This is a genomic window from Anaeromassilibacillus sp. SJQ-5 (assembly GCF_054108045.1).
Map to the genome: position 1 here is coordinate 682,624 of NZ_JBPJWQ010000001.1, position 21,214 is coordinate 703,837.

General features: G+C 62.2%; 11 protein-coding genes. 8 read left to right on the forward strand and 3 right to left on the reverse strand.

The features are described 5' to 3' along the window. Window positions 1-56: 56 nt before the first annotated feature. Complete coding sequence (locus ACSAMM_RS02790; protein ID WP_457789595.1) at window positions 57-1,547, forward strand: right-handed parallel beta-helix repeat-containing protein; 1,491 nt, start codon at window positions 57-59, stop codon at window positions 1,545-1,547. A 158-nt stretch (window positions 1,548-1,705) separates the two neighbouring features. After that, window positions 1,706-4,276 (forward strand): coiled-coil domain-containing protein, encoded by a 2,571-nt coding sequence (locus ACSAMM_RS02795; RefSeq protein ID WP_457789597.1) that lies wholly within the window; start codon window positions 1,706-1,708, stop codon window positions 4,274-4,276. A 270-nt stretch (window positions 4,277-4,546) separates the two neighbouring features. Here the strand turns inward: ACSAMM_RS02795 and ACSAMM_RS02800 are convergent, their stop codons facing one another. The 3 genes from ACSAMM_RS02800 to ACSAMM_RS02810 form a co-directional block, all read right to left on the reverse strand. Then, window positions 4,547-4,984, reverse strand: coding sequence for an HD domain-containing protein (locus ACSAMM_RS02800; RefSeq protein ID WP_457789599.1), 438 nt, complete (start codon window positions 4,982-4,984; stop codon window positions 4,547-4,549). Window positions 4,985-5,113: 129 nt separating this feature from the next. Then, window positions 5,114-8,320: a LamG-like jellyroll fold domain-containing protein gene (locus ACSAMM_RS02805; protein ID WP_457789601.1), complete on the reverse strand. Its 3,207-nt coding sequence runs from the start codon at window positions 8,318-8,320 to the stop codon at window positions 5,114-5,116. 159 nt (window positions 8,321-8,479) lie between these two features. Further along, on the reverse strand, window positions 8,480-10,108 hold the full coding sequence (locus ACSAMM_RS02810) for a hypothetical protein (RefSeq protein ID WP_457789603.1): 1,629 nt from the start codon (window positions 10,106-10,108) through the stop codon (window positions 8,480-8,482). Window positions 10,109-10,889: 781 nt separating this feature from the next. Here ACSAMM_RS02810 and ACSAMM_RS02815 point away from each other — a divergent pair. The 6 genes from ACSAMM_RS02815 to ACSAMM_RS02840 all read left to right on the forward strand — a co-directional run bounded on the left by ACSAMM_RS02815 (window position 10,890) and on the right by ACSAMM_RS02840 (window position 21,154). Then, complete coding sequence (locus ACSAMM_RS02815; protein ID WP_178722909.1) at window positions 10,890-11,135, forward strand: hypothetical protein; 246 nt, start codon at window positions 10,890-10,892, stop codon at window positions 11,133-11,135. Between the two features lie 149 nt (window positions 11,136-11,284). After that, window positions 11,285-14,239: an acyl-CoA dehydratase activase-related protein gene (locus ACSAMM_RS02820; RefSeq protein WP_178722907.1), complete on the forward strand. Its 2,955-nt coding sequence runs from the start codon at window positions 11,285-11,287 to the stop codon at window positions 14,237-14,239. A gap of 58 nt (window positions 14,240-14,297) precedes the next feature. Next, on the forward strand, window positions 14,298-15,626 hold the full coding sequence (locus ACSAMM_RS02825) for a 2-hydroxyglutaryl-CoA dehydratase (RefSeq protein ID WP_457789605.1): 1,329 nt from the start codon (window positions 14,298-14,300) through the stop codon (window positions 15,624-15,626). 57 nt (window positions 15,627-15,683) lie between these two features. After that, on the forward strand, window positions 15,684-16,430 hold the full coding sequence (locus ACSAMM_RS02830; protein ID WP_178721786.1) for an ATP-dependent Clp protease proteolytic subunit: 747 nt from the start codon (window positions 15,684-15,686) through the stop codon (window positions 16,428-16,430). Between the two features lie 55 nt (window positions 16,431-16,485). Continuing rightward, window positions 16,486-18,945, forward strand: coding sequence for a DNA translocase FtsK 4TM domain-containing protein (locus tag ACSAMM_RS02835; RefSeq protein WP_457789607.1), 2,460 nt, complete (start codon window positions 16,486-16,488; stop codon window positions 18,943-18,945). A 328-nt stretch (window positions 18,946-19,273) separates the two neighbouring features. Then, entirely contained in the window at window positions 19,274-21,154 is a 1,881-nt protein-coding gene (locus tag ACSAMM_RS02840; protein WP_457789609.1) for a YgiQ family radical SAM protein, read from the forward strand. The last annotated feature ends 60 nt before the right edge of the window (window positions 21,155-21,214 follow it).

The following is a 21,214-nucleotide window of genomic DNA, read 5'->3' on the forward strand; positions in this document are numbered from 1 at the left end:
ATTGGCTTGGCGGCCCCCTGTTTCACGAGGAAATCTGTGAAAGGGTGGCGATTTTTATGACCGTGTATATCGATCCCCTGACCGGCGACAACAGCCGCCGGGGGGAGTCTCCCGAGACAGCGCTGCGGGATCTGGAGCCGCTGACGCGGGGGATTCTGCCGCCGGGCACCGTCGTCCGGCTGCGGGCGGGAGCCTGCCACCAGGGCGGGTTTACCCTGACCGCCGCCGGAGAGGCGGCCAGGCCGGTGCAAATCGGCGCCTATGGCGAGGGGGAGAAGCCGGTAATCGACGGCCGGGGCGCGCCCGCCGCGCTTCGGCTGCGCAACTGCGCGTATATCGAGCTGGCGGATTTGGAGCTGCGCAACACGGCCCACGCGCCCGGCGATTGTTCCGGGCTGGCGGTGACCGCCGGGGGCGAAGGGTGCCGCACGGAGGTTCTCCGGCACACGGTGCTGCGGCGGCTGACGGTGCGGCAGGTGAACGGCCGGCTGAGCAGGGGAACGGCGGGGCTGATTATCACGGTGGAGCCGGCCGCCGCGCCTTGCCGGTTCGACGGGCTGACGGTGGAGGACTGTGACATTTCCGACACCGGCTCCTGCGGGATTATCCTGAACTCCGTCTACGGCAAACGGCCGGAGATAGCCTCCTGGGACATCCAGCCGCTGCCCTTCACCCCCTGCACCGGGGTGGTTATTCGCCGCTGCCGCGTCCACGATCTGCCGGGGGATGGGATGTGGATCAGCACCACCAAGGGGGCGGTGCTGGAATACAACACCGTCTACAACACCTCCTACGGGGAACTAACCCAATACGCGGGCATGTGGCCCCACAACTCGGACGGCTGCGTCATGCAGTTCAACGAGCTGTATGAGAACCGGCTGGGGGCCGGGGACGGCCAGGGGCTGGACGTGGACATCAACTGCAACGACACGCTGGTACAGTACAACTACAGCCACGATAACGAGGGGGGCTTCCTGCTGGTCTGCACCGACGGCGAGACGGGGCACTACAACCGGGGGACGGTGGTGCGCTATAACATCAGCCGCAACGACCGGAACAGCCTGGTGACCATCAAGGGCATCGAGGTGACGGGGCTGCAGGTGTACAACAACACCTTTATCACCGATTTCGGCTACCCGGCGGGGACGATTTCCACCCTGCTGTGGAGCCGCAACGACGCGGTGTTTGCCAACAACCTGTTCGTGGACAAGGCGCCGGCGGCCTCCCGGTTCGTGGACGCCAAGGACGGGGAGGGGAACCCTCGGGATAACCGGGGGCTGGTCATGACTTTCGAGAGCAACTTTTTCGCCGGCCGGGCGCCGGAGGAGGAGGAAACCATCCGGGTGCTCCCCTCCAACCGGACGGGTGAGGATCCGGGGCTGGCCGCGCCGGAAGACCCGGGGCCGCAGGGGTGCCGGCTGAGGCCGGACGCGCCCTGCGCGTATGCCGGAAAACGGTTGATGGACCGGGGCGAGCGGGATTTCTTCGGAAAACGGGCGATGGACGCTCCCCCGTCCATGGGGGCGCACGAACCGGAAAAAGCCTGATTTCAGGCGGGTCGCCGGATTTGTCGATCCAGGAAAACGGTCGATATACACAAAGGAAAATTAACGATTTACTTTTTTATGGGAAATGGGTACGATGGAGACAGAACCGAAGGAACGCTATTGCCCATGCGTATGAAATATGGAGTGGAGGAAACAGAATGAAAGCATTGCGCAGCAGAATCCTATCCATCGCTCTGGCGGCGTCGCTGCTGCTGTCCAGCGGCATGATCGCGGCCCCCCTGTCGGCCGGGGCGACAGGGGAAGGCAGCGACACCCCTATCTACACCGATGACAGTAAGTTTACCGTTTGGGGGAATCCGGCAAATTGGGGCTATACCATCGAGCAGGATCCCTGGAAGCTGACCTGCTTTGATTACGGTTATCCGCAGCTGCGGTACGACGATCCCAAAACTATCAATCTCAATGAGACCCCCTGTATTTCCTATAATGTGGAATCCAACGCGGCCTTCAGGCTGGAGCTTTTTTGCTCGGCCAACAACCCCCAAGAGGTTGTCAACGTGATTGTAGACAGCCAGGACATGACCGGCAACAAAGGAACCGGCCTGGTGGATCTGCGGACGGTTCCCGAGGTCATACAGGCGGCGGATGAGGACGGCAATGTCACGATCAACACCTTCTATGTGGAATTTGCCCAGAAGGATCAGTTCGTTCAGTTCAATACGTATGAATTTGTTCCCGCCCCCAAATCGGAAATCAAAACCCCTGCGTTTACCAATGCGGACAAATTCAACGTGTGGGGTAATCCAGCGGCGTGGGGCTACACCATCACGCAGGATCCCTGGAAAATGGTCTGTTTTGATTACACATATCCGGAGCTGCGGTACGACGATCCCAAGGAAATCAATCTGAACGAAACCCCCTATTTGGCCTATGATATGGAATCCAACGCCGGCTTCCAGCTTAAACTGTGGTGTGGCGGCAAGGACGCGGTAGTTATTTTGGACAGCAAGGATCTGACTGGCAACAAAGGCAGCGGGCTTATCGATTTGCGTGAAGTAAGCGAAGTGATGAGCCACGCCGGCCAGGACGGCAAGGTGACCATCAAGACCCTTTATCTGGAATTTGCGCAGAAGGATCAGTACATCCAGGTCAATTCCCTCGGCTATGCCCCCGCTCCCCAGTCAGAGCTGGACAAGGAGGCGGCCCAGGCGTTCGATGCGCTGGTCGCGTCTCTTCCTGCTGTGGATGAACTCCAGCTGACCGACAAAGAGGCTGTGGCGGCGGTGCGGGCGGCCTATGAGGAGCTGACTGGCGCGCAGAAGCTGCTGGTGACCAAGCTGGCCGAGCTGGAAGCGGCGGAAAAACGGATCGAGGATTTGATCTACAACAGCCAGACCGAGGTTGACAAACGGGCGGCCAAGGCGGTGGACGACAAGATCGCCTCCATCGGCTATGTCATGCTGCATAAGGAAGCCCTCATCACCGAGTGCCGCGACGCTTATAATGCCCTGACCGAGACGCAGAAGGCGCTGGTGACCAAGCTGGACGTGCTGAAAGCGGCGGAGGAGAAGCTGGCCGAGCTGAAGGCCAATCCGCCCGCGGAAAACACCGCCAAGACCGAAACCTTCCTCGACAAGTTCGACGACGGCTCCTTCCCCAAGGCGGTCAAAACCATCACCCCCCGCGAGGACATCGATATCAACCAGGTGTTCAGCCTGCAGCGGGAGGTCAACGCCAATATCTATAAGTACAAGTTCGGCGCGGAATTTGACAAATCCAGCGGCATTCTCTTCAAGCAGATGACCGAGGTGGACGCCGCGGTGGTCTACGAGTTCGAAAACGGCCTCAAGTCTCTGGAGTTCGTGTCCTCCTATATCCACGCCAGCATTTTCAAATCGGCAGTTCCCGGCGTGTTCGAGATTTCCTGGTCGGAGACCCTGGACGGCGAATACACGCCCTTCACCGCCAGCGACATCAAGTATACCCGGGAGAAAATCGGCGACGATTATGTGCCCGGCGATCCGGAAAACGAAGCCATCGGCAACCAGTATCTCGCTTACTACAACATTGAGAACATTCCGGCCCAGGCCCGGTATATCAAGCTGTTCTTCAAGGGAAGCGATCCGGAGGCCGAGTACCCCTTTAATTACGCCAACTGGCAGGCGCCGCTGGGCTATTTGAAGGTGGAGGCCTACAAGAAAACCGTGGATATCGAAGAGAACAAGACCCTGACCGACGCCGCCACCGGCATCCGGGTGACCGGCGATCTGCCCAAGGGCGCGGAGCTGGTCGTCATCGATAAGTCGGAGAGCGGCGTCAAGAACGCGCTGGCCGCGTATCTGCAGAACCCCGCCGTTAAGGATTATCAGAATGCGCTGAGCATGGTGGAAATCCGCATCATGGTGGGCGGCGAGGTCTACACCGATTTCGAGAAACCGCTGATCGTGGCCTTCCCGGTCAAAGAACAGGTGGCCGGCGCGGCGTATTACGCCATGACGTACGATATGGACATCGACAAGTTCACGCCGATTGCCGGCGAGGCTGTCGACGGTTACTATCAGATGGAAACCACCTGGACGGGCGATTTCGTCCTGCTGGGCAACGACAAGGCGGCCGAAGGCTTCGGTCCCGTGGATCCCGGCAGCAAAGAGGAATCCTCCGACAATGGCGGCGCGCCCGATACGGGCCGTGCGTTTCCCGCGGCGGCGCTGCTGGTGCTGGCCGGAGCGGCCGGAGCCGTGCTGGCGCTGCGCAAAAGAAAATCCTGATAGCCGGATCCTCTAAAAGGGGCTGTTGCAAAAGGGATTTTACCCCTTTTCGCAACAGCCCCAATTTGTTCAGACTGTCAAAAAAGTCGACAAGCGGCTGGACGGGGACGCTGGATTGCGACGGCCTTGTAGGGGCGAGCATCGCTCGCCCGTATCCCATGGCGGTGGGGCCGTTTCGCGGGCGAGCACTGCTCGCCCCTACAAGCTCTATCCGAATGGGAGGGGGTGCAAAAAGAATTTTGCAACAGCCTCTTCGTTTATGCTGGGGGATTATCCGCTGTCGTCTTCGAGCAGCTGCAGCGCAAGGGTGTTGGTGTTCAGACGATTCACAATCCGGTCGGTCAGCACCGGGTACCGGGCGGGATCGCTGTCGTGCAGCAGGTCGGCGGTTTTGACCAGACGGGCGATGGGGTGGCCCTTCAGGGCGGCGATATACTTCTGGTAAGGGACGGCGGGCTCCCGCGTCAGGAGGCGGAGAGCCTCGAGAATGGCGGCGGGAAAGCCCGCCCGTTCCAGATCGGCAAAGGTCATCATGGTTTTCTCCACCACGTCGTGCAGCAGGGCCACGGTGATGGAGGCCTCGTCGGGCATCTGCTCTGCCAGGTGGAGCGGGTGATGGATATAGGGCAGCCCGGCCTCGTCCTCCTGCCCGCGATGGGCGTTGTAGGCGATGCGCAGGGCTTTTTTGGTCAGCGCGGTGTACAGCATGCGGTTCCCTCCCTTTCGGACAGTATAGCACAGAAGGACCGCGGGAGAAAGCGGCGGAGCATAAAAACATCCCCGGGCATCCGTGAAGGATGCCCGGGGACGCGTTTTTTATCAGGGATTTACAGGGGGTTATTTCTTCCGCTTGCGCACGGCCACCGCAGCCGCCGCCGAAGAGGCCAGCAGGACGACGGCCCCCGCCGCCAGGGTCACGCCGGTGGGCGGGATAACCGGCGTGTCGCCGCCGGCCCCGGAGGGCTCGGAGGCGTCGGAGGAATCGGGGGACGGGCCGGGATCCGGCTGAGGATCGGAAGCGTCCACCAGCGCCTGATAGGCGGCCTCGGCGGCGGTCAGCACGGCGTAGTTGCCGACCAGCTTCTTCTGCGCGTCGGTCAGCGCGTCATAGGCGGCGCGGGCTTGCGCGATGCGGTTCCGGCTGTCCAGTGTCACGGTGCCGATGGCGTCGATTTTCTCGCTGACGGCCGCGGCCTTCGCCTCGTCGTCGGCGGCATCCTCGCTGGGGGTCAGGCCCGTCCAGATGGGAGCGGTGTAGGCCACATAGTCGGCGTTCTTGATTTTTTCCTCGGAATCCTTGACCCGCACATAGAAGTAGGTGGCGGTGGCGGAGGTGAGGGTGACGTCGATGTTTGCGCTGTAGCCGTTTACGTCGAAGGCTTTCACCACTTTGCCTCCGTCGGAGACGATCTCGATGGTCTTCAGCTTATCCTTGGCCACAGTGGTGTCGGGATCGCTGACGGCAATCTGGAAATGGAAGGTGTTGGTGCCGCCGTCCAGCTCGCTGCCCAGCACCTGGCCGTTGACCTTGTAGTCGATAAGCAGGTTGCTGTCGTCGGTGGCGTAGGTGCGGTGCTTGCGGATGGCGTCGTAGATTTTCGTCTCGGTCAGCTCGTCGGTAAGGACGGCGGTGCGGGTTTCATAGCCGGTGATCCAGCAGCCCTGATGGATGTCGGAGTTGCCGGTGGGGGATACGTGCCAGCCGGCGTCCAGGGCTTTGATGTACCCCTCCTCAAAGTGGCCCACCTTGGTGTCCTGAATGGACAGGAAGTTGATAATTTCGTAGGTGTTGAGCACCTTGTCGACCGCCTCGGAGTAATGGCCGAAGTCGTCGAAATCCCACACGTTGTTCCACAGATCCTTCGGGTGGTTCCACTGGGCCAGGAGGGTGGGGCTGGCGGCCAGCACGTCGTAGAACTGCTGCATGCCGTCCCACAGGGCCTTTTCCTTGGCGGCGTTGCCGTGATCCTCTTTGGTGAACACCACGTTATCCAGGCTGTCGGCGGAGCCGGCGGGATAGGTGAACATCTGGTCATAGGTGCCGCCGAAGACGTTCATATGCCCGAAATAGCCGCTGGCTTCAAAGCCGATCATGGCCAGAAAATCGTCGGAGGTGTACTTCTCCGCCGCGGCCATGCCGTCCAGGTAATCCTGGGTGCTCAGCTTGCCGCCGCCGTGAGGGCCGTAATGGTGATCGGTAATCATCAGAAAATCGGCGTTGCCTTTCTCCGCCGCGTGCTTGAAGGCGTCCGCCGGGGTGGAGCGGCGGTTCTCCGTCCAATAGGTGTCGAAGCCGCGGCTCTCGTACCAGGCGTCGTTGTCCGGATCGCCCGCCCCGTCCGAGACGCCGGTGTGGGCGTGCAGGTCGCCGAAGAAGACCTGCAGCTTGCTCTCGTCGACCGTCACGGGCTTGACCGTCACGGTGATTTCCGCCTTGTTGCCCGTCTTGGAATCGGTGGCGGTGACGACGGCGGTTCCGGCTTTCAAACCGTGGATGGCGGCGGCCTGCGGATAGGCCTCATAGGTCTGCACCATGGCGATGTCCGGCTTGCTGGACGTCCAGGTGACGCCGGCGAAGTTCGGCTCGTCCAGATCCGACTGCAGCTCGGCCACGAAACCGCGCAGCTCGTCGATGGTCTGCGCGGAGGCGGCGAAGGAGATTTGTCCGGCGTTTTCCGCCTTTTCCCGGTAAGCCAAGGCTTGTGCCTCCTTGTCGCCCAGGGCGCGCCGATAAATCCGCACGTCGTCGAGGGCGAAGTTGTTGGCGCCCACATGCCAGTTGTTGCCGCCGCCAATCAGGAAGGGCAGGCCGCTGTCCGCCGAGGCGCTCTGTTTGTCGGCGGGGATGGCGGCGGTTTCCAGCAGTTCGCCGTTTTTGTACAGTTTGATGCCGCCGTCCTTATCCACCGCGTAGACGATATGCGTCCATTTGCCGGCGTCCACGGGGGATTGGTTGGTTTTGGCGTAGGGGCTGGAGCCGTCGCCCAGGGCCATGTACATGTGGTCGAGGCCAGAATACATCACGCCGGTGCCCTTCGCCTTTTCACCGATGCCGTAGTCCTGGTTGCCCAGGATGTAGGTGAATTTGGGGGTGCCGTCGTCCTTGATCCAGAAGGAGAAGGAGTAGTCCCCCGTACCCAGGGCCAGGGTCTTGGAGGCCTGCAGGTAGGAGCCGCCGGTGAACCGGGCGGCCGTCCCGCCGTTGACGCCCTTTTCATAGGTCAGGGCGGTGCCCTTGCCGGTGAAATCGAAGCCGTTGTCCGAGCTGTCGGCGGTGTTCGATTCAAAATCCAGGCGGCAGGCATAGTCCTGGGCCAGATAGGCGGTTTTCTCGTACGCCGCCTTCACGTCGGCGGCGGACAGGGCGGAGGCATACAGGGCCACTTCGTCGAGGGCGAAGTGGTTGTTTTCCATCCACGACGTGCCGCCCGCGCCGATCTGGAAGATCTGGTCGCTGTCCACGGTTTCCCCGCGCTTGTTTTCCGGTATAGCGGCGGTTTCCAGCAGCTCGCCGTTTTTATACAGCTGGATGCCGCCGTCCCGGTCGACCACGTAGGCCACGTGAACCCACGCGTTCTTCTCCGTCGGGGATTGGTTGGTCTTGGCGTAGGCGGAGGATCCGTCGCCCATGGCCAGATACAGGTGATCCGCGCTGGCGTACATCAGGCCGGTGCCCCGGTATTTCTCGCCGACGCCGTAGTCCTGGTTCCCCATGACATAGGTGAACTGCGGGGTGCCGAAATCCTGGATCCAGAAGGAGAAGGAATAATCGCCGGTGCCGAAGGACAGAGCCCTGGAAGCTTTGAGGTAGGATTTTCCGGTGAATTTCAGGGCCTTGCCGCTCACCCCGGTGATATACTCCAGGGAGCCGCTCCCCTGCGCGGCAAAGTCAAGGCCGTTGCCCGAGGAATCTTTGGTGTCGCCGTCGAAGTTCAGATAGACCGCTGGGGCAGGGGCGGTTCCTTCCGCCAGAGCGCCGGCCGGCGCGATCCCCAGGGACAGCCCGGTCAGGGGGACCGCCGCCGCGAGAGCCAACGCCGCCATTTTTTCAGCTTCATCGTCTGCATTCACCTCTCTGTTTTAGGAGCGCGGGAAAAGCGTTCCCGCTCCCTTTATTTCCATTATTAGGGCAAACGGCGGAAAAGTAAATCCTCCATTTTCCGGCGATCGACAATTCCGGAAAATGGAGGATTTTTTGGATTTTCAGCGGATTTGGATGTCGTTTCCCGGGTCGGCCTGGCATTTGCCTTTGAGGAACCGGCAGCCCTCCAGCACGATGTTCTTGCAGGTGTACTGCGGCCGGGCGGAGGAATCCTTTTTCACCTGGGTGCCCACGTGGAAAATCTCGGCGTCGGCGGCGTAGGGGGTGGTGAAGGTGCAGTTTTTAAACAGGATATCCTTGGGGATAGGGCCCTCCACATAGGTTTCGTTTTCCACCCGTACCCAGAAAACGTTGAACCGGCAGTTCTCAAAGGTGCCGGAGGAGCGGACACGCACGGTGCCCTCGATATAGGAATTTTTCACCACGTAGTCCTTGTTGAGGGAGTAGAAGGCGATTTGACAGCCGGGGGCGAGGCCGGGGACCGCGCGGTTCAAGCGGATCTGCACGGAGGTGTCGGAGGGATACACCTCCGCGATGGTTGCCGTGCCGTAATCCTGGCCGGTGGCCATGTTGTAGATGGCCAGCTCGTCCCCAGGATTTAGGCCGTTGCGATACGGCTCGGCCTCGGTGGGGGTCATGACCACCCGGCCGGTGTCCGCGTCATAGGAGGTCACGTTGCAGATGACGGTGGACAGATTGAAAGCGTCGTCCCCGAGCGGGCCGATGTAGCAGCTGTCCCAGGTGGGCTTGGAGACGTTGTCCTTGACGTGGAAGCCGTCCCGCCAGGAGACGAGATGGATGCCGGATCCCTCCGGCGGCTCCAGGCGCACGTTGGTGAAGCGGGTGTAGCCCCGGTTGGAGCGGATATCGAAGGCGAATTCGGGCACGGCTTCGATATAGACGTTGCTCATCTCGAAGTTTTCGGTTTCGCTGATGGAGAAAAGGCTGCCGATGCTGTGGGAGTTCTGATAGACGGGGAGGATGAATTCCTCCCCCACCTGCGCCGCGGCCACCCGGGACGCGTCCGTCATATACAGGCGGTAGGAGCCGGTTCCCAGCTGCTCCATGGAGGAGATGAAGTAGTGCAGCCGCTCGTCCGTCCGGTTGCGGAAGGCGTAATAGGGCTGAGGCGGTTCCACCTTGCCGGTGAAGTTCAAATCGTCCCGGGTGGTGAAATCGATATAGCGTTTATCCGGGTCGATGGCGGCGACGGTGCCCAGGACGAAGGGCTTCGGGGAATAGTCGATGATAAAGCCGGAAAACTCCACGTTCCGGCACTGCTTGAAGTAGGCGACGCGGTAGGGGGCTTTCATCAGCAGACGGGTGTGATCCCCCAGGATGCGGAGGTTCTCGCCGCCGATGAGGCTGAACACCCGCTTTAGGCTGTTTTCCTCCGGGGCGGAGGCCAGCCGGTAGGTGGCGTCCTTCCGGAACAGGAGCACCTTTTCGGGCTTCGCGCTGGCCATGGCGGCCTCCACGGCCCGGGAAACGGCGGGGCCGTCGTCGGTGGATCCGTCGCCCTTCGCGCCGTAATCCTCGGGCCGGAAGATTTCCGCGTTCTCAGGCACGGCGGTGGTATAGGCCGGACGGGCGGCGAGAGGCGATGTCTGAGGGGCGGACGAGGCGGCGCCGCTTTCGCCGGGCGCGGTCGGGCGAGAGCAGGCAGACAGCGCGGGTACAAGCAGCAGGGCGATCAGAGCGGGAAAATAGCGCCGGATGGGTTGCCGCATGAGGCTACAGTCCTTTCAGCATGTGGTGATACCAGTCGAGAGACACAGTCTCCCATCGTATTCAACCACGCGCGGGCCGGAAAGTAAATCGCCCATTTTCCGGGGATCGACGAAAATGAAAAAACCTCCGGCAAAAAGCCGGAGGCGACGGTTACCAAGGAAAAAACACGCTCAAGGCCAGGGTGAACTGGGCCCCATAATATTAGGATATAAGATAGGGACGCTTTGGCTGCGCCACGAGGGGAACAACCGCCTTTAGGCAACGACGTCCTCTATTGACAATCCAACAGAGAGTGGTATACTTTTCCCGGTGGCACTACCGGCGGCAGAGAAGCCGCGCGCGGTTTCAAGGCGGTTGTCTCCTCCCATTCTCTGGGAGGGAGAACGCTTCTTTTTCCCTCCTGTGAAAGGAGGGGATGCTGATGGTTACATATCCAGAGCTGTTTCAGTTCTGCCTTGTGGTAATCGGCATTATCGGCGTGATTATTTCCGCCATAAAAAAGAAGTAAGCCGCCCGTTCCCCAACGCTTCGGCTTACTTCTAGTCGCACGAGGGGACAACCGCCTTTCGGTAGTGCCACCATCTATTTGTATGATAGTATAACACGCGGGTTTTGTCAAGGGGCGGCAAGCCTTAAAGCGCTGCTGCGATCCAAAAGAGTATAGTTAATTTTTAATTTTTTCTTAATTATTGCCATTGGAATGTATACATTCCAATGGCAATTCATGATCTGTGGTAAAACCAAGGAGGTGCACAAGAAAAAGAAAGGAAGATGAGCTTTATGAACGAGAACGGGCCGGAATGCGGCTACCTGGAACAGGAATTCAGCAGACTGCCTGAAAAAGCACAGCGGGCCGTCTGCTGGGTGCTTGAAAACAAAAGCATGGCCGACCAATTCGCACGGGGGGAAAAGCTGACGGATCGAGCCGTAAAAGACATGGCGAGGAAAGCCCTGGAAAAAGAAGACTATCTCCTGCTGGCGCTGGTCTGTTATAAAAAGTGGAAAGACGATAACGCGGGCGGGTAATTGGAGGCGCTTCCCCAAGTCTTTCCCTTGCTCTTTTTCGTCCGAAATGCTATAATAAAGGGAATCGTCCGCCGGGCCGGGGTTCGGCGGAGGGAGATTCTCGATTTTTTGGCCGGGCTGCCGGCCTTTCATAACAGGAGGCACATGTTTTGCGTATAGGAATCGACATCGGCTCCACCACCGTCAAGGTGGTGGTGCTGGACGACAGCGACCGGACCATATTCAAAACCTACGAACGCCACATGTCCAAGGTGCGGGAGAAGACCGCCGAGATGCTGGAGCGGCTGACCGATACCCTGGGCGGGCAGGAGGTGCAGGTGGCGATCACCGGCTCCGCCGGCCTGGGGGTGGCAAATGCCTCCGGCATCGAATTCGTTCAGGAGGTTTTTGCCACCGCGGGGGCGGTGGAGCGCTTCATCCCCGACACCGACGTGGTGGTGGAGCTGGGCGGCGAGGACGCCAAAATCATTTTCCTGACCGGCGGGCTGGAGGAGCGGATGAACGGCTCCTGCGCCGGGGGCACCGGGGCCTTCATCGACCAGATGGCCACCCTGCTGAACATCACCGCCGACGAGCTGGACGCGCTCAGCCTCCAGCATGAGAAGCTGTATGCCATCGCGTCCCGCTGCGGCGTGTTTGCCAAATCGGATATACAGCCCCTGCTCAACCAGGGCGCGCAGAAGGCCGACATCGCGGCCAGCATTTTCCAAGCGGTGGTCAACCAGACGGTGGCCGGCCTGGCGCAGGGGCGGGAAATCAAGGGCAAGGTGCTGTTCCTGGGCGGTCCGCTCTTCTTCCTGAAGGGCCTGCGGGAGCGGTTTGTGGACACCCTGAAGCTGGACGAGGAGCACGCCGTGTTCCCCGACAACGCCGACGTGTTCGTGGCGGTGGGCGCGGCCTGCTACGCGGAGAACACCGAGCCGGTGCGCTTCGAGGAGCTGATGGCCCGCATCCAGGACGCCTCGGCCCAGAAGAACACCACCAACACCATGCCTCCCCTCTTCGCCTCCGACGAGGAGTACGAGGCCTTTGCCGCCCGGCACGCGGCGGCTTGCCCGCCCCCCATGGACGCGGACGGCTACACGGGGGACGCCTATCTCGGCGTGGACGCCGGATCCACCACCACCAAGGTGGCGCTGGTCTCCCCGGACGGCGGGCTGCTGTACACCTATTACGCCTCCAACCAGGGCAATCCCGTCCAAGTGGTGCTGGAGCAGCTGAAGGAAATCTACCGCCGCTTCGGCGACCGGGTGGTCATCCGGGGCAGCGCGGCCACCGGCTACGGCGAGGAGCTGGTGAAAAACGCGTTTCACATCGACCTGGGGCTGGTGGAGACGGTGGCCCATTACCGGGCGGCCCGGCATTTCAGCCCGCAGGTGGATTTCATCATCGACATCGGCGGGCAGGACATGAAATGCTTCAAGGTGCGGGGCGGCGCCATCGACAGCATCCTGCTCAACGAGGCCTGCTCCTCTGGATGCGGCTCCTTCATTGAGACCTTTGCCAAGGCGCTGGGCTATGACATCGCGACCTTCTCGAAGCTGGGGCTGCGGGCGGAAAAGCCGGTGGATCTCGGCTCTCGCTGCACGGTGTTCATGAACTCCTCGGTCAAGCAGGCCCAGAAGGAGGGCGCGGGGGTGGACGACATCTCCGCCGGCCTGTCCATCAGCATCGTCAAAAACGCGATTTACAAGGTCATCCGCGCCGCCGACCCGGCCGAGCTGGGGCAGCACATCGTGGTGCAGGGCGGCACCTTCCTCAACGACGCGGTGCTGCGCAGCTTCGAGCTGGAGCTGGGCGCCGAGGTCGTGCGGCCCACCATCGCGGGCATCATGGGCGCGTACGGCGCGGCCCTGGCCGCCCGGGACGCGGCGGCGGCCGGCCGGCTGGAAGGGGAGCGTTCCGGCGTCCTCACGCCGGAGGAGCTGAAGGATTTTGTCCATACGGCGAAATCCAGCCAGTGCGGCCTGTGCGGCAACCACTGCCAGCTGACCATCAACTCCTTCGGCGGCAACCGGCGGTTCATTTCGGGCAACCGGTGCGAGCGCCCGCTGGGCAAAGGCAAGCAGAAGGACGTTCCCAACCTGTATAAATGGAAATACGATTACATCCGCTCCCTGCAGGGCGGGGAGAACCGGCGGGGGCGCATCGGCATCCCCCTGGGGCTCAACCTGTATGAAAACCTGCCCTTCTGGCACGCGTTTTTCACCACTCTGGGCTATGAGGTGGTGCTGTCTCCCGAGTCCAACCGGGAGCTGTACGCCTGCGGGCAGCACACCATCCCGTCGGACACGGTGTGCTATCCGGCCAAGCTGATGCACGGGCATGTGGAAAAGCTGCTGGAAATGGGGGTGGACGCCATCTTCTACCCCTGCCTGCCCTACAATTTCGACGAGGAGCGGGGCGACAACCATTATAACTGCCCGGTGGTGGCCTATTATCCCGAGCTGCTGGCGGCCAACGTGGCGCAGCTGTCCGAAATCCGGTATATGACCCCGTATTTCGGCATTCACCGGCCGAAGGACTTCGCCAAAAAGGCGGCGGAATACTTTGGGCAGGAGCTGCATCTCCCGGCCGCGGAAATCAAAAAAGCGGCCAAGGCGGCCTACGCCGCCCATGACGCGTACATGCAGGCCATCCGCCAGAAGGGCGAGGAAATGGTCGCCTACGCCAGACAGAACGGCAAGCGGATCATTGTGCTGTCCGGCCGGCCTTACCACATCGACCCGGAAATCAATCACGGCATCGACGGCCTGATCGCCTCCTTCGGCCTGGTGGTGGTGACCGAGGACGCGGTGGCCCACCTGGGCCAGAAGAAGCCGGTGCAGGTGCTCAACCAGTGGACCTACCACAGCCGGCTGTACGCCGCCGCCGAATACGTCACCACCCAGCCGGATATGCAGCTGGTGCAGCTGGTGAGCTTCGGGTGCGGCATTGACGCCATCACCACCGACGAGGTGCGCGCCATCCTGGAGCGGGGCGGCAAGCTCTATACCCAGCTGAAGATCGACGAAATCAATAACCTGGGCGCGGTGAAAATCCGCATCCGCAGCCTGCTGGCCGCCATGGACGCGCGCGAGGACGCGCCGGCCGACGCGGGCTGAGGGGCCGGAACGAGGTCCCGCATTTTGAGACAACGATCCCATGGAAAGGAAACAACGTATGGCCGAACTGCTGTATAACGAGGAAGGGCGGCTGCTCTTCACCGAAGAGATGAAGAAGGAGTACACCCTTCTCATGCCCCAGATGCTGCCGGTGCATTTTACCATGCTCAAGAAGGTCTTCGAGCTGGAAGGCTACAAGGTGGATATGCTGACCACCAACCACCGCGGTATCGTGGACGAGGGGCTCAAATACGTCCACAACGACACCTGCTATCCCGCGCTGCTGGTCATCGGCCAGCTGCTGGATGCCGTCAAAAGCGGCAAGTACGATCCCCATAAGCTGGGGCTGCTCATCACCCAGACGGGCGGCGGGTGCCGCGCGTCCAACTACATCCATCTGCTGCGCAAGGCCCTGCACCGCGCGGGCTACGACTACATCCCGGTGGTGTCGGTCAACCTGTCGGGGCTCGAGAAAAACCCGGGTTTTTCCCTGGGGCTGGGCATGATCATGCGCATGGCCTATTCCATGATTTACGGGGACTTAATCGTGCACATGGCCAACCAGTGCCGCCCCTATGAAATCGTGGAGGGGGAGACCGACCGCCGCATCGCCGCCTGGGTGGAGCGGCTGGTGGAGGATTTCACCCGCAAGGGCGCGTTCAGCAAGGGCCACGTGCGGGAGAACTTTAATGCGATTTCCGACGATTTCGCCTCCATCCCGGTCCATCGGGTGCCCAAGGTGCGGGTGGGGATTGTGGGGGAAATCTATGTCAAATTCGCCCCCCTGGGCAACAACAACCTGGAGGATTTCCTGCGGTCGGAGGACTGCGAGCCGGTGGTGCCCGGGCTGACCGATTTCATCCTGTTCAAATGCGACAACCGGGTGGAGGATCATAAGATTTACGGCGGCAAGACGGCCACCTACATCGGCGCGGGCTTTTTGAAAAAATACGTCCGCCGTCTGCAGGACGACATGATCGCGGCCATCGGGCGGCATCCCGAGTTCCGCAAGCCCTGCACCTTCGACCATCTCAAGGAGCTGGTCAAGGGCTACCTCGGCTACGGCAACAAGATGGGCGAGGGCTGGCTCCTCACGGGGGAGATGCTGGAGCTCATCGACTCGGGCGTGTGCAACATCGTGTGCACCCAGCCCTTCGGCTGCCTGCCCAACCATGTGGCGGGCAAGGGCATGGTGCGCAAAATCAAAAACAACCACGCCGACGCCAACATCGTGTGCATCGACTACGATCCCGGCGCCACCCGCATCAACCAGGAGAACCGCATCAAGCTGATGCTGGCCAACGCGAAAATCAAGGCCGGCCGGGCCAAGGTGATCGCCCGCCCGGCGGAATCCGACACGGAACAAGCGCCCGCCGCGATAAAATAAACGGCGGCTTTCATAATTGACGCCTCTGCGGGTAACACTACCGGAGAGGTGATCGCGATGAGCCAGACGAACACAAATACCAACGGCGAGACGCCGGAGGAGGCCGCCTCCCTGCAGGGGCAGCTGAAGGACGTGGTGGAAAACGGGGCGGTGACCACCAATGACGGCCGGCATACCATCCACTGCCTGACCATTATTGGGCAAATCGAGGGGCATTACGCCCTGCCCCAGGAAAACAAGACCACCAAATACGAGCACGTCATCCCGCAGCTGGTGGCCATCGAGGAAAGCCAGGAGATCGAGGGCCTGCTTATCCTGCTCAACACCGTGGGCGGCGACATCGAGGCGGGGCTGGCCCTGGCGGAACTGATCGCCGGAATGACCAAGCCCACGGTGTCCCTGGTGCTGGGCGGCGGGCATTCCATCGGGGTGCCCCTGGCGGTGGCGGCCAAGAAGTCGTTCATCGCTTCCACGGCCACCATGACCATCCATCCGGTGCGCATCAACGGCCTGGTGCTGGGCGTGCCCCAGGCCTTCACGTATTTTCAGCGGATGCAGGAGCGGATTACCACCTTCGTCACGTCCAACTCCCATATGTCCCCCAAACGGTTCACCGAGCTGTGCATGAACACCGACGAGCTGGCCACCGACGTGGGCAGCGTGCTGGACGGGGAGGACGCGGTGAAGGAGGGCCTCATCGACGGGCTGGGAAGCCTGTCGGATGCCATCGGCGCGCTCAATACCATGATCGACGAGAACCGGGCGAAGCAGACGGAGGAACCCGCCGCCCACCCGGCCGACTGATGCCGGAATTCCGGCCCGCGGAAGCGGGCACATTACATAATCGAGGGGTTTGTCCATGGCGCAGAGAAAAACCACAACCAAATCGCGGCCCTCCTCCGCCAAAGCGGAGGCCAACAGCCGCAAAAAGGGGAAGCCGACGGCCGAGCAGGCCAGCGCCCGGCATCAGGTCGCGGCCATCCTGCTGTTTTTCGGCGCCCTGCTGCTGCTGGCTCTCGTGCTTATTCCCGGGGCCAGCCTGTGGGGGCAGCTGCACAAGCTGCTGCTGGGGCTGTTCGGCATCTGCGCGTTCGTGCTGCCGGTGCTGATGGGGTATATCGCGGTCATCGCCGCCATGGAAAAGCCCATCGGCAGCATCAGCTCCAAGCTGTGGCAGTGCGTGCTGCTGCTGGTGATGCTGGGCAGCGCCATCTACATATGCACCACCTCGCCGGAGGGGATCAATTACTTCAAGGCCATCGGCCAGGGCTATATGGACGGCATCGCCCTGCACAGCGGCGGGGTGCTCGGGGTGCTGCTGGGCTACCCGCTGGAATACGCCTTCACCGACCTGGGGGCGAAAATCATCATTTTCCTGCTCATCGGCATGTTCCTGATGCTGGTGACCGGCACCACCATCCTGTCCCTGTTCCGCACCGCCTATAAGCCGGTGAAAAAGACCAGGGAATCCATCGAGACGGCCATGTCCGTGTCCGCCGAGCGGCGGCAGCGCAAGGCCGCGCCCATCGACATCGACCTGGGCGACGGGTATGAGGAGGAGCCGGCGAAGCCCGGCCGCCGCAAGGCCGCGCCCCCCGCCCCCCTGCCCGAGACGGCGCAGGAGCTTTCGCCCGAACAGCCGCCTGTCAAGTCGGACAAGCTGGCGGCGCTGGAAAAGGCGGCCCGGGATATTCAGGCGCAGGAAGAAGCCCCGCCCCCCAAGCTGGACGACATCCTGAAGGCCAAGGAGAAGCCGGGGGAGGACAAGCCGGATAAGGCGGCCAAGACCGGGTTCGCCCCGCCCACCCAGACCTCCCTGTTTCCCGAGGAGGAGGACGGCTACCGCTATCCGCCCATGTCCCTGCTGGACGAGCCCAAGGCGGCCAACGACGCGGCCGGCGAGCTGGACGTGCAGGGGCTGTCCAAGCTGCTGGTGGGCACCCTCAAGGACTTTGGGGTGAGCACCAAGGTCATTGACGTCACCCGCGGCCCCTCGGTCACCCGGTTCGAGCTGGAGCCCAGCGCCGGGGTGAAGATCAGCCGGATCACCGGCCTGGCGGACGACATTGCTCTGAGGCTCGCCACCACCGGGGTGCGCATCGAGGCACCCATCCCCAACAAGGCGGCCGTGGGCATCGAGGTGCCCAACAAGAGCCGCAAGGTGGTCTGCCTCAGGGAACTGCTGGACACCACCGAGTTTTCCTGCGCCAAGGGCAAGCTGACGGTGGCCCTGGGCAAGGATATCGAAGGCAAAATCATCCTGGCGGACCTCGCCAAAATGCCCCATCTGCTCATCGCCGGCACCACCGGATCGGGCAAATCGGTGTGCACCAACTCGATGATCCAGTCGGTGCTCTACCGGGCGTCGCCCAAGGAAGTCAAGATCATGCTCATCGACCCCAAGCAGGTGGAATTTGGGATTTACAACGGCATCCCCCACCTGCTGGTGCCGGTGGTCACCGACCCGCGCAAGGCGGCGGGGGCCCTGGGCTGGGCCGTCAACGAGATGCTGGGCCGGTACAAGACCTTTGCCGAGAACAACGTGCGGGATCTCCAGTCCTACAACGCCCTGGCCCGCAAGAGCGACACCCTCAAAGAGCTGCCGCTTATTCTCATCGTTATTGACGAGCTGGCCGACCTGATGATGGCCGCGGCCAGCGAGGTGGAGGATTCCATCATACGCCTGGCTCAGATGGCCCGGGCGGCGGGGATGCATATGGTCATCGCCACCCAGCGCCCCTCGGTGGATGTCATCACCGGCCTCATCAAGGCCAACATTCCCTCCCGCCTGGCGCTGACCGTGGCGTCGGCGGTGGACTCCCGCACCATCCTGGACGCCGGCGGGGCGGAGAAGCTGCTGGGCTACGGCGATATGCTGTTCATGCCGGTGGGCCAGCCCAAGCCTCTGCGGGTGCAGGGCTGCTTCGTGACCAACCGGGAAGTGGAATCGGTGGTGGATTTCCTCAAGAACACCGAAAAGCAGGAATACGACCAGCAGATCATCGACGAAATCGAGCGCCAGGCCGCGGCCAGCGGCAAAACCTCTGGCAAGGGCGGCGGAGACGACCTGGGCGACGGGGACGAGGACGACATGCTGCCCCAGGCCATCGAGGCGGTGGTGGAGGCGGGCATGGCCTCCACCTCCATGCTCCAGCGGCGGCTGCGCCTGGGCTATGCCCGGGCAGGCCGGATTATGGACCAGCTCGAGGAGCGGCACATCATCGGGCCGCATGAGGGCAGCAAGCCCCGCCAGGTGCTGATCACCCGTCAGCAATGGCAGGAAATGAGCCTCAGCCGCGAGGACGGGGACGAGGAATAACGCTGGGGACGGAGCCGCTGCAGCATGAGGCGTGAAGCAGCGGCCCCGTCCTTCTGCTGTGCCTGGCTGAATATTTCGCGTCACAATCTTTGCCTCGGTTAATAGGTCGAATCTGTACAGGTTCACGGAAATTTTGTAACCGGATGCCATTCGGTTACAATCGGGTAACACCCCGGTAACCCGCATGAATGCTGGGGTTTTTCCACTTTGTTACTGGTGTAACCGAGTTTATATAAAGATAGTATAGGTATCGTACAGTACAGGGGAAGTAGCCAGATAAATATTGTTGGGAACATCCGGTTACACGGTAACAGAAAGGACGGGCGCTATGCCGTTTTTGCCTATCACCAAAGAGGAGATGTTGGACAGGGGCTGGGACTGCGCGGACGCGGTGCTGGTCACGGGGGACGCTTATGTCGACCACCCCTCCTTCGGCATCGCCATCCTGTCCCGGGTGCTGGAGGCCTGCGGCTGGCGGGTGTGCATCCTGCCGCAGCCGCGAAGCGCGGCGGATTTCACCCGCTTCGGGCGGCCCACCCTGGGCTTCTTCATCAGCGGGGGCAACATCGACTCCATGGTGGCCCACTACACCGCCGCCAAGAAGAAACGCAGCGACGACGCCTATACCGCCGGCGGCAAGGCGGGGGCGCGGCCCGACCGGGCGGTCATCGTCTACTGCCGGCAGGCGCGGCAGGCCTATCCCGACTGCCCCATTATCATCGGCGGGCTGGAGGCCTCTCTGCGCCGGTTCGCCCATTACGACTATTGGGACGACCGGGTGCGGCCCTCCATCCTGCTGGACAGCGGGGCGGATCTGCTCACCTTCGGCATGGGGGAGAGGCAGACCATGGAGATCGCCCGCCGCCTCTCCGAAGGGGAGCCGGTGAGCGAGCTGACCGATATCCGGGGCACCTGCTACGCCGTGCCGGCGCGGGAGTACGCCCCCCGCCCCTGCGCCGAATGCCCCTCTTACGAGCAGGTGCGCGTCCCCGACGAGGCGGGCAAGCGGCAGTACGCCATATCCTGCCGCATCCAGCAGGACGAGCAGGACGAGGTGCGGGGCAAGACCGTCATCCAGCGCCACGGCGATACCATCGTGGTGCAGAACCCGCCCATGCCCATGCTGGACACGGAAACCTTCGACTGGGTGTACGAGCTGCCCTACGAGCGGGCGTATCACCCCAGCTACGAGGCGCTGGGCGGGGTGCCGGGCATCGAGGAGGTGCGCTTCTCCATCACCCACAACCGGGGCTGCTTCGGGGCCTGCAATTTCTGCTCCCTGGCCTATCATCAGGGCCGGCGGATCGCCTGCCGCAGCGAGGAGTCGGTGGTGCGGGAGGCTGAAAAGCTGGTCAAGCTGCCGGGCTTCAAGGGCTATATCCACGACGTGGGCGGGCCGACGGCCAACTTCCGCCGCCCCTCCTGCCAGGGGCAGCTGACCAAGGGGCTGTGCAAGGGGAAAAAATGCCTCGCGCCGCAGCCCTGCCCCGCCCTGCGGGCGGATCACAGCGAGTATCTCCATCTGCTGCGCCGGCTGCGGAAGCTGCCGGGGATCAAGAAGGTGTTCATCCGCTCCGGCATCCGCTTCGACTACCTGCTGGCCGACCCGGACGAGAGCTTCTTCAAAGAGCTGGTGGAGCACCACATCAGCGGCCAGCTCAAGGTGGCGCCGGAGCATTGCTCCGCCCCGGTGCTTTCCTGCATGGGCAAGCCCCCCATCGACACCTACCGCCGGTTCCAAAAGCGGTTCTACGAGCTGACCAAGAGCGCGGGCAAGAAGCAGTATCTGGTGCCCTACCTCATGTCCTCCCATCCCGGCAGCACCATGCGGGACGCCATCGAGCTTTCCGTGTTTCTCAAGCGGGAGGGGCTGCACCCCGAGCAGGTGCAGGATTTTTATCCCACCCCCGGCACGGTGTCCACCTGCATGTTTTACACCGGCCTCGACCCGTATACCCTGAAGCCGGTGTACGTCCCCCGCACGCCGCGGGAGAAGGCGGAGCAGCGGGCCCTGCTGCAATATTTCCGCCCCGAAAACCGGCCGCTGGTGCTGGCGGCGCTGAAAAAGGCGGGCCGCTTTGATCTCATTGGCACCGGCCCCGACTGCCTGGCCGCGCCCGAGACCGGCAAAGCCCCCGGCGCCCGCCCGGGCGGCGCGCCCCGGCGAGGGACGCCGGCCAAGCGAAAGCCGCCGCGCCGGCGCTCTTGAAACAGAAAAGAGAAGAAAATCATCCCCCGAAAAGGACTGCGAGCCTTTTCGGGGGATTTT